Genomic DNA, 15,007 nt, shown 5'->3' with positions numbered 1-15,007 from the left:
ATTAAACAGGCTTTCCCGAGTGCGGTTAAAGGTCAGTTTAATGGCATCCACGAACAGCGTTTAAGCTCCAAGAATATAGCTTTCATCGTGCCAAAACTGGTAGCGTTGTACCCAGAGCAAGAAAGCATGATGCAGATTGCCAAAGGCAAAACCAGTCAAGGACAGGTATCAAGCCTCGTTGGGCTATTGTCGGCATTCACTGAAATCATCAGTGAAAGTACCAAGCAATTATCGTCCATACCTATAGGCTTACAAGCCAGTGATATCAGGCTTTGCACAAATAATTTAAGCCAGAGCTTTAACCGAACATGGCAAGAGTTAAGCCGTCACGATAGCCGGCTACCTAACCACATTAAGCCAGTAACCAATCCTTCGCCAAGCCAATCAGGGCAGGGCTTGAAGCCACAAATAGAAACCAACCCCGTTAAAATGATTCAGCATCGAATACTCACTCTTTATCCTCAAGCCAAAGCAAGAGAGGTTTGGAACCTGATCCGTGAAGATGTGAGAGAAGAACGATACCGGTTTGATGTGGATGTGATTATTGACGGCATCGATAACGAACGTCTATACACTAGTAAAGATACTGCGGATGGTATGTCCTTTAAACGCTTCCAAAATATGCTGTCAGAGGTAAGGAAGGGTATACGAGAATAAATGCTCCCGCCAATCCTCCCGTTTTTCTTCCCGTGAATGATTCTAAGGTTTTCATAGTACCTCCACGAACAATGAAGGTACTTAAAGTATGGAAAACCAAGAGAAAAACAAACGCGCTTACACAGAGCAAGAAACCTCGACTTACATCGGCATGAGCCGTTCATTTTTACGTCAAGCACGTATGGAAGGGCAACGCAAAAACAGAACAGACGCACCACCCTTTATTAAGATTGGTCGCGCGGTTCGTTACCTCAAAGAAGATTTAGACCGCTGGCTAGACAATCACACTAAGCGAGACCACTTATCACAGGAGGAGTGCTTCCATGCTTAAAGAGCCAGAGTTTCCTCATGTGAAATACACCGAATCCGGTAAAACCATTGTGCTGAATACGGCTGATAACTTAAAGGCGTTACTCAAGAGTTCAGGCTATGAAGCCAAACTCAATAAGATGACCCTAGAGCCTGATATTTTCAAAGGTAAGGAGTGCATGGGCTCACCCGATACGGTGAGAAGTGAACTGATTTCAGTGGCGTCTATCCATTCATTACCTAAACCCGCCATTGATGACCATTTTAACGCTGTCGCTCTCGAAAATAGCTATCATCCTATTAAGGGTTGGTTATCCGGTGAGTGGGACGGACAACCAAGAGTGGACGCGGTGTTAGACTGTTTAGGGGCTAAGAATCCACAGCTGGCTAGAATCGTATTGCTACACTGGTTAGTGGGCTGTGTAGCATGTTTGCTTGTACCTAATTTCAAATCAAAGCTCGTTCCTGTGCTGCAAGGCGAACAGTCGTTTAAGAAGACAGCTTTCGTTGAGCGTATTGCTAACGTGATGCCAAGTGCCTTCCTAGAGGGGGCAGAGCTAAACCCTGATAACAAAGACAGCGTCTTATCGGTGATTCGTTCTTGGATAGTTGAACTAGGGGAGCTAGAGCGTTCTACTAAAAACTGCCAAGGCGCACTCAAAGCGTTCGTCACTCGCGCTCAAGATACCGTTCGTCCTCCTTATGCGAGAAGTGATATCAAGAAGTCACGACAAACCAACCTGATAGCGACGGTAAACGGCACAGATTTCTTAAAAGATGAAACAGGCAATTCACGTTACGCGGTCATTGAGTTAATAGCTGAAACCAACATGGACAAGCTTAATGAGTTGCTAGGGTGGAATTATCAAGTGACGGGTGAGCTGACACTGGCAAAGCCAGAGAAACTGCGCCAATTCTGGTTAGAAGTGAAACATCTATTCTTAGTACAAAAACACCCTTGGATGCTTTCACCTGACGCTCAAGCATTGGTATCAAAAGAATCGGCTAAGTACGTGGATAAAGGCACTTGGTACAACATGCTTAATGACCAATTAGAAACTTGTCATGGCAAGGCTAGGGAATGGCTCACGACTAAGCAAATCTGTGACTTATTCAAAGTTGATGCATCTAAAGGTAACGTGGTTGGCAAAGCCTTAAACCAACTACACAAAGAAGAAAAGCTAGATAAGAAAATGCTTAATGGTTCAAATCAATACTGTTTCCCAACCGTCATTCCCCACACTGCATTTCTGTAAGTTGCGATTTCTACCCCACTTACCCCACTTGAACCATGATTAGGTGGGGTAAGTGGGGTAGCTTTTGGAACATTCATCAACTTGGAGTTCTGCGAATAGCTGTACTTTTAAAGTAATGATTGCCATTGCTAACACGAAAATGCTTTATCCAAACTTGAAATAGTGGTTAATAAACTAGCATTTATTGTTTAATTATAATAAGTTGACAGTATCTTCTAACAGTTACTAAAACAGTAGGTTTAGCTAAACTTATTGTAGAAAAGGATTAAGTGGAGTTTTTTGATGAAAGTACCATCAATAATAACTAATGATGAAATAGAGAAACTTTATGAAAAAATTGGCGATGATGTAATAAACCTACCACAACAATTTAAATCGTTGCGCTTAGGTTTATTACCTCGAATTTGCCAGTTATTTATTACTGCACTTAAACCTAACCCAAATAAAAAAGTTAAGTTCTTTCAATTTGAATCATCAAAAGAAAATAGTGTTGTTGATCTGTTAAGTTCACCGCATTCTTTAACTTCGACGTTAATGTCTGATGAAGTGTATGAGAAAGATATTGTTTTAGATGATCAAAAAACACTAGTAGAACTAAAATCTAGAATTAATGTTGATTTACAAACGCGGTTAAACGAATCGATATATAGAACGGCTCAAAGGGTTCAACTATTTGCAGTGGATCACTCTATAAAAAAGTATGCATATCCAAGTTGTTTTTATTCACCTGAAGGGGGTAACTCTTTAAAGCAAGGTGAGTTTTATACAAAAATGCTTGAGCGCATTGTTGAGCTAAGTCCAGCAAAATCTGACATGACCGAAGATCAGCTCAGTGACCTAGGGCACGCAATTTACGAACTTATTGAAAATACTGAGCAACATGGAAAGCTAGAAATTAATACAGGTAAGGTGAGCAAATCAGTTAGAGGTCTGGTAATTGATTACAAGCTTATTACCAAAGAACAACTTTCAGAAAATATTGGTGGAGAGAGCACTGCAATAACAGATTACTTGGAAGGCATTAGAGTGAATGATAGAACTGTACATATGTTAGAGATATCAGTATTCGATAGTGGAGAAGGTATTTTTAAAACCCTTGAATCAACGGATAACGCAAATGTTAGTGTTCAAGACGAAGTGGATGTAGTTAAGAAGTCATTTGTTAAAGGTATTACATCAAAATCTGATTATCGTGGCGTTGGCCGTGGTTTAAATAATGTGAAGAATGTATTAGCACAAAGACATGGTTTTATTTCATTTAGGACTGGTCGAATAGGTGTATACCGCGATTTTAATTTGCAGCCTTTGAGAGAAACTGAGTCAGAACCTCTTTCATTATTTGACGAAAAAAACAAATCAGAAAACAATTTTAACAAACTTGCTTCCGTTGAAGGTTTGGCTTGTAGTATTTTGGTGCCTTTACGATGAAAAACTTTTATTTTTACAAAGCTGATCTTATCTCAAAAAAACCAAACGTTATGGTTTGTTTTTATTCAGGAGGCACATTCAACTTCGAAGAATTTTGCGATGAAGTGGTAACTCAATTTAGATTATCAATTTTTACACGTGATATTGTTTTTATTGCACCTGAATTTAATAAAAAAGATATTTCTAGTCAGTTATTAAATGAAAAAGCACAATCAAAGCTAAAAGATAGAATTAATAGTTTCCAAGAATTAAATTTCCACACATGTTTTATAAATCGCAATGGTAACTTTGATATATCTTTTTTTAATAACGATAAATTGCCATTATCTGATATTGACGTTTTTCGTTTGTTCGAGTTTGGAATTTATAATATTATCACTAGGCGTAATCTGATAATTGAAGCACACTCAAATATTCACTTCATCAAGCCGTCTGGAAAACATGCAAATAAATTCATTGATGTAAAAAACTTACTTGAGTCATCAGCTGAAATTACCTTTATTGCAATTAGCTTATTAAAATTATTACCTGCCACCGTCAATAAAATTTACGTAGATACCTCTGGTATTTTTCCACTGGCTTATGCGCTTAGTAATCTAATTAGAGCTTTTGAAAGTAGTACTGACCTTATATCCATAGATTCTTTTGGAAGTTACGGTGGCTTAGAGGAATATGAATTTAGCTCAGATGAAAAGACTCTGGTTCTAATCTCTGCTTCTACCAGTAACAATTTATTTGAAAGGTTAAAGAAAAACCCGTCGTTAGAGCAAGCTTCGCTGATTTCGATAATCATGACTCAAGTTAATGACAGTGAACAAAAAGTCCTAGTGGAGTTCGAGAAATATAAGAGAAAGTTCTGTAAATCTTATTTTCAGTACTTTGAATCATACGATGAAAATGAATGTCCGATGTGTTTAAAGGAGCATTCAATTCCGATTGCGCTTGATAAAAGTCGATTCGTATTCGAAGCACCACGTACCGAATGCTATCTTCCATTAGCTGTGGACTCTGACAAAAATTTACGGGAACTTATTCATCAATATAAAGACCTTGATGCTTTTAGGTGCTTATATGATGGTGTAGATGGTACCAAAATACCTACACCAGAGTATTTTATCGACGTTAGTAAGGTAATTGAGCAAGAAGAATTTAAGGAAAAAGTCAAAAATAATATCCGCCGTTTCTTTCCCTTAAACACTGATTCCCTAATTCATTGTAATGATGAAGGTGCAAAAGAGCTAGCAGAGCTTATTAAAAGCAATGTATCAGAGTTAAACTTAGACGTAAGAATCTACGATGGTGAAATCCCCAGTGACGTGAATCCGAGTAAAGGAATAGTCGTTGTAGCAGGCTCTTTAGAGTCAGGAAAATCTCTTTTAAACATTAGCAGGGCGCTACGTAAATATAATGAGTTACCTATTACTTATATTGTAGGGTTCGCAAAATATAATAGTGAAACCGAGTTTAAAAAACTTCAAATGGACTTGAAGTTTTCTGAAGGTCCATGTGGGCATCACCAATTCCATGTTATTGAAAAGATGATTTTGCCCATAAATGAGCATAAAGAAAATAGCTGGGAAAAAGAACTTGAGCTTTTGAAACTGCTTAAAGCCAAACATTCAACTGATGGGGAATTATTTAGTGAGCTTCATGAGAGAGACAAACTATTGAGAAGTGCTTCATCTATTGATAAGCAAGGGTTAGGAGTAGAACTATTTCTTAAGTCACCTAAAAATCAACCACTGGTATTGGGGCCGACATTTGCTTTTTGGAATAAAGGTGATAATGATAACGACTGTGAACATCAGGCCACAGTATATTTCACTATTTCTTCTGTCTTGCAGCGGTTACGAACTGTTGCAAAACATAATGGAACAGTTCCATTAGGCTCGGGGTACATAATTCGGCAACTTGATCCTTTACTATTTGATAGGTTCAATGAAGGAATTATCCAAGCAAGTATTTTAAGGACTGCAAAACCAAGAGAGCTTGATTATAGTGCCGCTGATGACAAAAGTAGGATTATTGGTTCTTTGATTGAGAGAATGCTTATGTTACCTGAAGCTGAAGAGTCAAAAGGTCTACCAGAAATATTGCTTGCGCTATGTACTAAGAAATTGCAAGTTAAAAAAGATCATTTAACAGGATTTGATAGTCATCAGGTTGATAAAAATAACCACCCTATGACTTGGATGTTAGTAGAGTATGTGAACCAATCACTACTTTCTCAAGCTAACGAACCAGAGCAAAGTATTCCTATAGTGAAATTTTAAGAGAATTTGGATTTAGCAAGTTATTTTATTGTTGTCAATAAACTTGGACAAATGCTTAAAGCATTCCCACACTTTTTGAATCCGAAATTAGTCATTTTTGCCGACTCGTAACTCATTAATGTCCAAAGGTGTGCTGACGGGACATGTAACACGAAATTGCCCCATTATCATTTAGAGTTGATACTCATCAGCATCTTGCTAATACTGTTTTTACTTATTAATAGTTATCTGAATCATGACTACATAATATTTGTCATTTAGCGATTAGTTGATGAGAATTCGTTACTAATACATTGATTCTGTGGATGAAGATAATGATCAATGACCTTGGCAAAGATTGGTAGGTTGGAAAGGAAGGTAAGGTGTCTCATATCGTGCCGACACATCATAACGTCCTGACAAATACTGAGAGGCTAAATATTGACGTTGCTCCTCATTATAAAAGTGTTGTGTTGCTTCTAGTTCAATCGCATCTCCATCCCCAGCACAAATGAAATAGTCGTCGTCCATATCTCGAAATGCTATTGGGGTTTCATCTACCAATCCATATCTATCGGTCATCTTTCTTGACCTCCAAATATCTTTAAATGTACCTCGCTCAAAGCGTTTTAAATTTCGCCATTGTACGAACATATAAGTGTCTTGCGAGGGAATCGATGGAATGTCATTCATTGCCTCGTTCGGGCTTTTACAAGTATCAAACAAAACCACAGCATTGTTCTCAACTCTAAATGGCAATCTATCTTCATCTTGTATATAAGAATCCACGTTCCTTTTGAACCAAGAATCACCCTCTGGACTGAGATAAAAAGAAGGAGACTTTAGGTAAGAACCAAAATCGTCAGTTTTATTTGCGTCAACAATTTCATAAACAGGGTTATCATGAAGTGCGTCATAGCTCGCACTATAATTGAACTCAATTTTAAACAAAAAATCTTCCATCTCGGGTTTAGTAAGAGACGTGAAAGCTTTATCTACCGACGCTTTGATTTTCTCAATGGATTTAGGGTGAGAGAGGTAAATTGGAATGAGTCCGTGTCCCGCAAAGTCTAATTTGCTCGGTGCTATCGTGGTGTTGGGAGGCGGAACGCTGCCTATCCCTGTAAAGTTCAGCCCATTAATCACAAGATCTGAGGTCGATAAAATATAATCACTGTCTGGGCTAAGGGTTGGAGAAGCGGGAGCGATGTGAACGACGCGAATGTTATCGGCACTGTAACCGTATTGAGATGTAACATGCTTGTATGATTCGTTTACCCATAAGTTCCCTTGTGAATGAGCGATGTAAATGAGCTTTTTTCCTTTCCACGTAAGAGAGTCATTTAAAAGATGATGCTGCATTCTAGTCTGGCTAGTTTCGGGGGCATCAACAAGTGAGGCTAGTTCTTTTAAATATGTCGTGATAGTTGCATTGATGGTTTGGTTTGTGAAGTCGAGAACAAACCCAGCAAACCAAGCAAAAGTGGCGCTGATTTTTTGGATGATAGCGCTGTTTTGCCTACCGCTTACGATGTCCCAAAAGGCCTCCCACCGGTCGAATTGTTTCTGCTCTAACTCGGAAGTTCTTTGGTCAAAGGTTTCAGCAAAATCAGCCAGTACGTTAAGGCCACTTCCTTCAATATAAGAATCGTTGTAGAAAAGCTGGTATTCGACAGACTCACCGTTGTATTGGTTGATATCTATAGTGGATTTTATTTCTTTTATCCCTTCTTTGGCTTGTTTTTCAGTTGTTGCAACACCGTTAAAAAAACCGATGGTGTAACCTTCAATTTTGCATGAGTTGGCGATTGCATTAAATGGCAGCAAAGCAGCAATCATGAGTGATATTGTTGGCTTATTCACAATATTGTGCCTCCGCAGCAAGGAGCGTACTTACGGAACCATTTAATAGGTGATTGTAAGCCAAATAAGTCATAGTGCGGGCTTTGGTATTGTAAGTGAGCGCATCAACGGTTCTTCCTGTATTGGTTATATCTCTTACAGGAATACCAACAAACTCTTTACAAGCGAGTACTTTGTCGTATTTGTATGAAATGTCGAGTGCTTTTCTGATGTTCGCATCGGTCTTTGCATTCCAGTCGTGATAAAGACTTTCTTGTGCCTGCCGAGCCTCTTGTTTTAAGGCTTTTCGGACTGGCTCGGTCACTTCTAACGCATCGATAAACGCCTCAATGTCATCGCGGATACCATCATTGTTTGCATCCGTACCAGTAAGAGAGTCGCTGCGGTCAAGCATGGGTTCAAAACGCTCATATAGAAGCCTAAGTTGATCATCAATTGTTTCTTGTGCCTTTAATTCCGCGACTAGCTCAGGTGTTTTCTCTATGTGTGATGTGACACTCGGTTGTTCCACTACAGCAGCGTTTGGCTCATTCGATTCTTTGCACCCCACAATTAACATCACTGCTAATGTGCAGACTAGCCCATTTTTCATTTTTGTTTCCCCTAGTATTTCAAATAGATACCAAAGAATACGGACAAATTAACTCACTGAATAATAAAGAATTTTAATGACAGCATAAGGAGTGGTGATAGGCAGGAAAAATCGTAATCGAGCATGAACCAAGAACAAGAATTGCAAGTACTTATCGAGCAGTTTTAATCAGGTTTATTGCCATAATGGCCTGTTCCATCAACAGTGGATACAAAGTTAAATGACTTTCCATACTTTTAGTTATTCATGTTTTGCTAATGTTCTATTTTCCTAAACGCATTTTTGTCCAAATATGAGTTAGAAAGATTTTTTAGCGCAAGTATGCAAAATTTGAAAGCTACATATTTGCTACATGTATTTAAATTTCTGTTTTATAATTTATTCTAACTTGATGAAAATAAATGTTTTTTTATTATTTTAGTTTCACCTTAACAGGGCGTTATGTTTACAATGAGGTTTGGAGAATTATGGAAGTAATAGTGGGAGAAAGTGCATCGGTAGATGAGTCTCTTTGGCGCTACATGTCACTTGATAAATTGATTAATTTGTTAGAAACCAAACAATTATATTTCACTGCGTTGGAAAGCTATAATGAAAGTGATCCATTTGAGGGTTATATGCCAGATGTTGCCGCTACAGCCTTTGCTCAAGTATTTGGTTCTCAAGTTAGTGAGCTTAAACTGGCTTATGAGTCGCTAAAACAAATAGATGACACTCACAACAATCCTAAACTTGATGAAATGAGGGATGGAATTGACAAGCTTGGTTCCATCATGGAACTAGCTTTTCATAAAATTTCAAAAGGAATAACTGTAAACTGTTGGCATAGCAATCGTGTTGAATCAGAAGCGATGTGGAAATTGTATTCAGATGATGGCAAGGGTATAGCGGTCAAGACATCAGTTGAACGTCTACGTAGTGCTTTAAAAGACCAAGTCTTTGGCAAGAAAGTCCAAATTAGTAAGGTAAAGTATCTCGACTTTTCAGATACAAACCTAACACCAAAATGCTGCGTTGTTGATGGTCATATTAGCCCTCTAATTAAGCGTTCATCATTTAGTCACGAAAACGAGCTTAGATGTTTCATTGTTAACCAAGTACCTACTACCAATATTGAGAATTATCTCCCAAGTGCCGATAGTGTTCCTGTTGATTTAAATGAGTTGATAGAAGCTATCTATATATCTCCTTTTGCCAAAGAGCCTTTCACTTCAAGTGTGTTTGCTATGTGCCGTAAGTACGGGATCGAAGATAAGGTTATAAAATCTACTTTACTGGATAGCAGTGGTTTCCTGTCAAAGCTAAGTGACTGGTAAACATAACAAACAATTTAAGAGTGATTCAGCACGCTTGGCATTTTTGGTTTGGGTCAAGTTTAGTGTTTATGGCGTCCATTTTGAGTGTTGTGGTAGCGCGCTTCACACCTTAATTGGGCGTTAGGCGATTTCGATTTATACAATAAACAAATTAATTTTAGGAGAGGAACGTGTTTGAGTGGTTAACGCAAAATAAAGACTTAGTTACATCATTTGCTTCAATCATAACTGCATTAGGCGTTGTTTTTGTAGCTTTGCAGGCGAGGATTACTGCTAATCAAGCTAAGATAGCAGCAGAGCAGCTGAAATCTGATCACGAGAGAAGTAGGAGAGAGACCGCAATCAACGTCATAAAGGATTGGAATGCTTCATTAGACATGATTACTCCCTCCGCAAGAAAGTTTGTTCAAGAACTTACTAGTGACGAATGTAAAAAACTGGTTAAGCTGGAGTCGATCAAAGTCGATAAAAAACACCATAACCTATTGACTTACGCATTAAGCAGCATGCCAAATGAAATGGGTAAATTAGTTATCACTAATGACGAAATTACGCTGGATAAACGACAAATATCATACCTACTTCATTTACTAATATCTCACCTCAACGATCTAGAAGTCGCCCTTTTAACATGGATGAATGGTATTGCAGATAAGGACATCATTGAACATCAATTTAAATACTTAGTTTGTTTCAATGAGGGTACTTACATCCTAGAAAAACTGAGAGAGGAAATGGCTGGAAAAGCAACTTATCCAGCAATAGACAGCTTTGTTGAACATCTTAAAGAAAGAAATAAACAAGGCCAATTAAAGAATAAAGGAAACATCGCCTAACAAAGCATTTAAGAATGATTCCCAACGCTTGGCATTTTTCATTCCATCGTTGGGTTCAGCGACTACGGTGGTATGGTTAGGTTTCGTGGTAGCGTTGCTCACACCTTAATGCGGCGTTAGCAGTTTTCAAATGAAGCCGATAATAATAGCCATGATGGAGTATTAAAATGACAACGTTTGTAGGTACGGAATTAAAAATAGTCAGAGCAAAAAGTCATATTCGAGAACTAGAAAATCAGCTAGTGGATTATATAAAATCAAAGCCATTTAAAGTGGTTGTTGAGAGTGAAGATGGTGGTAGTAATCACCTTTGGACGCTTCGAGTAAAGCATGATATCCCAATGATCTTTGCAGCAATAATCGGGGATGTAATCCATAATTTAAGAGCTTCTTTAGACCTTCTCGCTACCGAGTTAGTAGAACATGCTGGTCAGGATGCAAAAAATGTGTACTTTCCTTTTGGAAATGACGCTGATGGTCTCGAGCAAATGATTAAGAAGAGACGTATTGACAAAGCAGGTCAGGGGGTTGTCGATATCGTTAGAGATTTAAAACCTTATACAGGTGGTAATAAGTTACTTCGCTCGCTACATGATCTTGATATTACAGACAAGCATAAATCACTCGTTCCAGTCGCACACTACGCAGGGATAAAAAATTTTCAAATGAATGGCGCTTCTGGACCAATGCTAACAATTCAAAATTTACATTGTGGTCCAATTCGAGATGGAATGGTATTGATGAGTTTACCTCCAGCTGGAAATATCAGGGTTGGGCAATCATTCAATCCATCATTAAAACTGTGCTTGGACGAAGATGTAATAGAACGAGATGAAGAGTTAGTAGAAACAATGCACAAATACGTCGGTATGGTCGAAGATATCTTACAAAGGTTTAAAGACCTTGTGGCAAAAGAAAACAGCTAACAATCAATTTAAGAGTGATTCAGCACGCTTGGCATTTTTGGCTCGGGTGAGGTTCAGTGTTTAGGGTGTTCAAATTAAGTACCGTGATAGCGTGCTTCACACCTTAATTGGGCGTTAAATTTCATTGAAACTTTGAGGTAAAATTTGAAAACAAAAATGTTCAAAACTAAAGAGCAACTTAAACGGTGGGCTAAGAAAACTACAGGCGTTGTACTTGCCTCGATTGCTCTTGTAAATTCAGTTCAAAGTATAGAGTTTCAATTTCCCACGCCTAAAGTACTATCTCAAGTAATGGAGCAAGCTCCCTCTCACTTTCCCGAGGGACAATATGAGGTTAGTTATAGTAATTCAGATGAGCTTGATCCCGATGATTTAGACTATTCAAAGATGGCAATGGTTATAGCTTTAGAAGCTCAGCTTGCAAATCGTCCTTTACGCATTGGTGGTTTAAGGCCGTTGCTTGAGCACTTGGCAGATTATACGTACTGCTGCACCATCAATAGAACTAATCCTGCCTACGTTACCGCCTCATTATGGGTGCTTGAACCAAGCGATCCTGTGGAACTAGATTCGCTCGAAAGCATTTTAAAAAAATACTCAACGTTTTATGCTTTCAATGACGGTAGTGGGTACGTAACTCTAAATAACGGCCGTATGGGCAATGGTACAAGCCATCTATCTGAAATTTAACAAGTTGTTCAAGAGTGATTCGGCACGCGTGGCATTTTTACTATGCGTTGTTTTTAGTGGTTAAGGTGGTATGCGGAGGCTTTGGTATTGCGTGCCTCACACCTTAACAAGGCGTTATGTGTTTTTGCTGAACATAAGTCTTAACATGGTTTATCGTTAAGGCGGAAGTGTATTTAATAATTTTAAATGGATTAACTTTATGAGTTTTAGAATGGAAAATGTTAACAAAGCTATCAAATGTACAAACTGTAAGAATATAATCGATTTGAAATTAGCAAGCCCAGACCAGAGCTCTTCTTTTAAGTGGAAGAAAGCAATATTTACTCCTCTTTTATCTGCAATTTCTTTAGTTATTTTAATGTATTTTGGTACTCTCATAGCAGAACTATTACTGAGTCCAGATGCTGTCCAAGAATTCTCTTATAGTGCCATACTTAGTGAAAATATTGGAATGTCATCGCTTTTAGTTTCGACTTTTGTACTTGTTTTTGGTCAATCATTATTATTTATTACATCCACATTAAATAAACAGAATAAATATATTTTTTACATTGATAATATGTTAACTAAAACTTGCGAGTTGTTACTGGCTTACTTGTTGTGTATGTCTGTTTTTATTCTTTTTTCTTGGAGTAATGTTAATTTGGTGTATGTTATTTGGTCTCTTTTACTAGTGTCGATTTCTCCAGTATTTTCTTGGGTAAGAAGTAATAATCAAAACTCGATGGGTGACTCGATTATGTATGGAGTTGTAAGTATTCTATTCTTAATCGGAGTTTCTTCGTTCACAAAAATACATACTTATTTTAGTTGCGGAAATGAATTCCTTTGTATCTGGGTTAATTAAACAATAAGTAAGATTAGTAATGTTTCCTAATGAAACACATGAAAGGCAATTAAACGGAACTAAAACAGTGGGTTACGTTTAGCTTCGCTCCACATTATAACCCACAAATTTAGTCCGCTTATCTTTGCCAAATGAATCAGTCGTTTGTGTTAAAACATAACAAAGCATTTAAGACGGATTCTCAACGCTTGGCGATTTCAGTCTAAGTCGGCTTCAGTGCTAAATGTGGCAAGGTTTAGGCTTGGGTGGTCGCGTTGTTCACCACTTAATGCGGCGTTAGGTGTTACGTTACAATCAGAATTTTCAAATAACACATACAAGGAATGTATTAGTGAGTAGTTTAGATAATAATCAAACAGTTGAGAAAGAAAATAGTACTAAGCGTGATGGTAAAGGGCTAGTTGAGAGAATAGGCGATATCGTTATCAGGGCACTGTTCTTGTTTATCTTAATATGGTCTTTTGACGGGTTTTGGCATACTAATGTTCCACAATTAAATGACTTTCAGAAACATTACTTTCCTGAAAAGTACAAGGCAGAACAACTAAAGCTATCAACCTTAAATGAGAATAATCATTACTTAAGAAATTTGGAAAATGCGACCAAGCAACAGCTTATCGATGCAAATAGAAAAGTCGTTGAAATGGAAAGGCATGTAGAGAAAATTAAACATAACGAAGATGCAATTACTCAAAAACTTTCAACGGCCTATGAGCAATTTGAGGCTTTATGTGCATACACCGAAACATCCGAGTTGATGATTAAGCATCTGACTAAAAGGTACTCGGAAAGTGAATTGGATAATACAATTAGCTGTACAAACAAGGAATGTACGGAAATATTGCAAAGTAAATCAAAGGTCAGAGCACTCTGTAACACCTAACAAATTGTTCAAGAGTGATTCAGCACGCGTGGCATTTTTGCCATGCGTCAGGTTTAGTGGTTAAGGTGGTATGCGGAAGCTTCGGTATTGCGTGCCTCACACCTTAACAAGGCGTTATGTGAATTTTTCAGCATCTTATACAAGTGAGTTAACATGATTTCTGAAGACAATTGGCAAGACCATTACTGGAATTATCTTGCTCGTTTAGAAGTCGATGCTATAGAGCGCAGTTATGAAGACCTTAAGCCTTGGGACTCCTTGGCTGAAAACTGTATGAATTTGGCAATTAAAGCTCCGTTTCTACACGGTCGTAACTCTAAAGCGAAATCAATCAAACTAGCGGCAGCTTTTCTCAAACGTACCATGAGTGACTTTAGAGGGGCATGGTTACTACTTAATTGGGGTTACCCTTATCAGGCTGCTTGTGTGGCGGCTTCACTTTACGAGAATGCGTTGGTTGTAAATTGTTTAGTAGACCGTCAAGACTTGGCAAGTGAAGTTTTAAATAACAAAAATGCCGATGTTCCCTGGGGTGCGCAAAAACTTAGTAAAATGGCTGCACATAAAGATCTATATGGGACAATACCGGATAACTTTCCAGCGACTGATGAAAAATTCAACTTGGCTTGGAAGCTTTGCTATCACAATTACAAGTTATTGTGCAAAATGAAGCACCCAACATTACAACAGGTTGCTGACGAAACAAGCTCGGCTCTAAATAAAAATGGAGAGTTTGCGGTTATTCCTTTACCAGATACTCGTTTAGAAAGTTTAGCGTTAAAACATATGCTAATGATCATTTGTATCTCAAAATTGTTTTCTGCAACTAAGTGTTTTGCTAAAGCTATTGAGTGCAGTGACGATGATCTGGAGCATCAAGTATTTTATAACCAAGCCAAGCAAGTGTACTCAGAATTAAAGCGAAATATCGGTGAAAGTAAAATCCAAGATATAGCGATTAAAGCATATGGGTACAAATTCACATAACAAAGCGTTCAAGAGGGATTCCCAACGCTCGGCATTTGGGGTTTGATTCAGCTTTAGTGATTACGGCACAATGGCTTAGGTTGGGTGGTCTGCGTTGCTCACCCCTTAACGCGGCGTTAGTTTGCAAAGGGCAGAAAAGCGTTTATGGTCTAAAAGCTTTGTTCT

14 protein-coding genes are annotated in these 15,007 nt (G+C 38.1%); 12 read left to right on the top strand and 2 right to left on the bottom strand.

Features of this window, described 5'->3' with window-relative positions:
- The 5 genes from ACED48_RS20040 to ACED48_RS20020 all read left to right on the top strand — a co-directional run.
- Positions 1 to 657: hypothetical protein (locus ACED48_RS20040; RefSeq protein WP_371726461.1), on the top strand; the 657-nt coding region annotated here is incomplete at its 5' end.
- An 88-nt stretch (positions 658 to 745) separates the two neighbouring features.
- Positions 746 to 988 carry an AlpA family transcriptional regulator gene (locus tag ACED48_RS20035; protein WP_017057177.1) on the top strand — a complete coding sequence of 81 codons (243 nt, stop codon included), beginning with the start codon at positions 746 to 748 and terminating at the stop codon, positions 986 to 988.
- Positions 981 to 2,222, top strand: a complete 1,242-nt coding sequence (locus ACED48_RS20030) for a VapE domain-containing protein (RefSeq protein ID WP_371692215.1) — start codon at positions 981 to 983, stop codon at positions 2,220 to 2,222. The genes ACED48_RS20035 and ACED48_RS20030 overlap by 8 nt, the downstream gene beginning before the upstream one ends.
- Before the next feature lie 282 nt (positions 2,223 to 2,504).
- The gene (locus ACED48_RS20025) at positions 2,505 to 3,650 is read left to right on the top strand and encodes a hypothetical protein (RefSeq protein WP_017057179.1); all 1,146 of its coding nucleotides are present in this window, start codon (positions 2,505 to 2,507) and stop codon (positions 3,648 to 3,650) included.
- Positions 3,647 to 5,923 carry a hypothetical protein gene (locus ACED48_RS20020; protein WP_017057180.1) on the top strand — a complete coding sequence of 759 codons (2,277 nt, stop codon included), beginning with the start codon at positions 3,647 to 3,649 and terminating at the stop codon, positions 5,921 to 5,923. The genes ACED48_RS20025 and ACED48_RS20020 overlap by 4 nt, the downstream gene beginning before the upstream one ends.
- Before the next feature lie 318 nt (positions 5,924 to 6,241).
- Here the strand turns inward: ACED48_RS20020 and ACED48_RS20015 are convergent, their stop codons facing one another.
- Together ACED48_RS20015 and ACED48_RS20010 are read right to left on the bottom strand one after the other, a co-directional pair.
- Entirely contained in the window at positions 6,242 to 7,741 is a 1,500-nt protein-coding gene (locus tag ACED48_RS20015) for a hypothetical protein (RefSeq protein ID WP_198928341.1), read from the bottom strand.
- A 16-nt stretch (positions 7,742 to 7,757) separates the two neighbouring features.
- The gene (locus ACED48_RS20010) at positions 7,758 to 8,357 is read right to left on the bottom strand and encodes a hypothetical protein (RefSeq protein WP_017057182.1); all 600 of its coding nucleotides are present in this window, start codon (positions 8,355 to 8,357) and stop codon (positions 7,758 to 7,760) included.
- A 467-nt stretch (positions 8,358 to 8,824) separates the two neighbouring features.
- Here ACED48_RS20010 and ACED48_RS20005 point away from each other — a divergent pair, with 467 nt between their 5' ends.
- The 7 genes from ACED48_RS20005 to ACED48_RS19975 all read left to right on the top strand — a co-directional run bounded on the left by ACED48_RS20005 (position 8,825) and on the right by ACED48_RS19975 (position 14,842).
- Positions 8,825 to 9,673 (top strand): DUF2971 domain-containing protein, encoded by an 849-nt coding sequence (locus ACED48_RS20005; protein ID WP_017057183.1) that lies wholly within the window; start codon positions 8,825 to 8,827, stop codon positions 9,671 to 9,673.
- A 170-nt stretch (positions 9,674 to 9,843) separates the two neighbouring features.
- Entirely contained in the window at positions 9,844 to 10,509 is a 666-nt protein-coding gene (locus tag ACED48_RS20000) for a hypothetical protein (protein WP_017057184.1), read from the top strand.
- Positions 10,510 to 10,676: 167 nt separating this feature from the next.
- Positions 10,677 to 11,435 (top strand): hypothetical protein, encoded by a 759-nt coding sequence (locus ACED48_RS19995; RefSeq protein ID WP_017057185.1) that lies wholly within the window; start codon positions 10,677 to 10,679, stop codon positions 11,433 to 11,435.
- 144 nt (positions 11,436 to 11,579) lie between these two features.
- Positions 11,580 to 12,125 (top strand): hypothetical protein, encoded by a 546-nt coding sequence (locus ACED48_RS19990; protein WP_241811122.1) that lies wholly within the window; start codon positions 11,580 to 11,582, stop codon positions 12,123 to 12,125.
- 211 nt (positions 12,126 to 12,336) lie between these two features.
- Complete coding sequence (locus ACED48_RS19985) at positions 12,337 to 12,972, top strand: hypothetical protein (protein ID WP_139151187.1); 636 nt, start codon at positions 12,337 to 12,339, stop codon at positions 12,970 to 12,972.
- A gap of 331 nt (positions 12,973 to 13,303) precedes the next feature.
- Positions 13,304 to 13,855 (top strand): hypothetical protein, encoded by a 552-nt coding sequence (locus tag ACED48_RS19980; RefSeq protein ID WP_017057188.1) that lies wholly within the window; start codon positions 13,304 to 13,306, stop codon positions 13,853 to 13,855.
- Between the two features lie 153 nt (positions 13,856 to 14,008).
- Positions 14,009 to 14,842: a hypothetical protein gene (locus ACED48_RS19975; protein ID WP_017057189.1), complete on the top strand. Its 834-nt coding sequence runs from the start codon at positions 14,009 to 14,011 to the stop codon at positions 14,840 to 14,842.
- Positions 14,843 to 15,007: the final 165 nt, after the last annotated feature.

The sequence above is a fragment of the Vibrio sp. 5S239 genome (assembly GCF_041439575.1).
Lineage (GTDB): Bacteria > Pseudomonadota > Gammaproteobacteria > Enterobacterales > Vibrionaceae > Vibrio > Vibrio kanaloae.
Note: the sequence above shows the minus strand (reverse complement) of the source record. Positions and strands in the feature narration are given on the sequence as shown.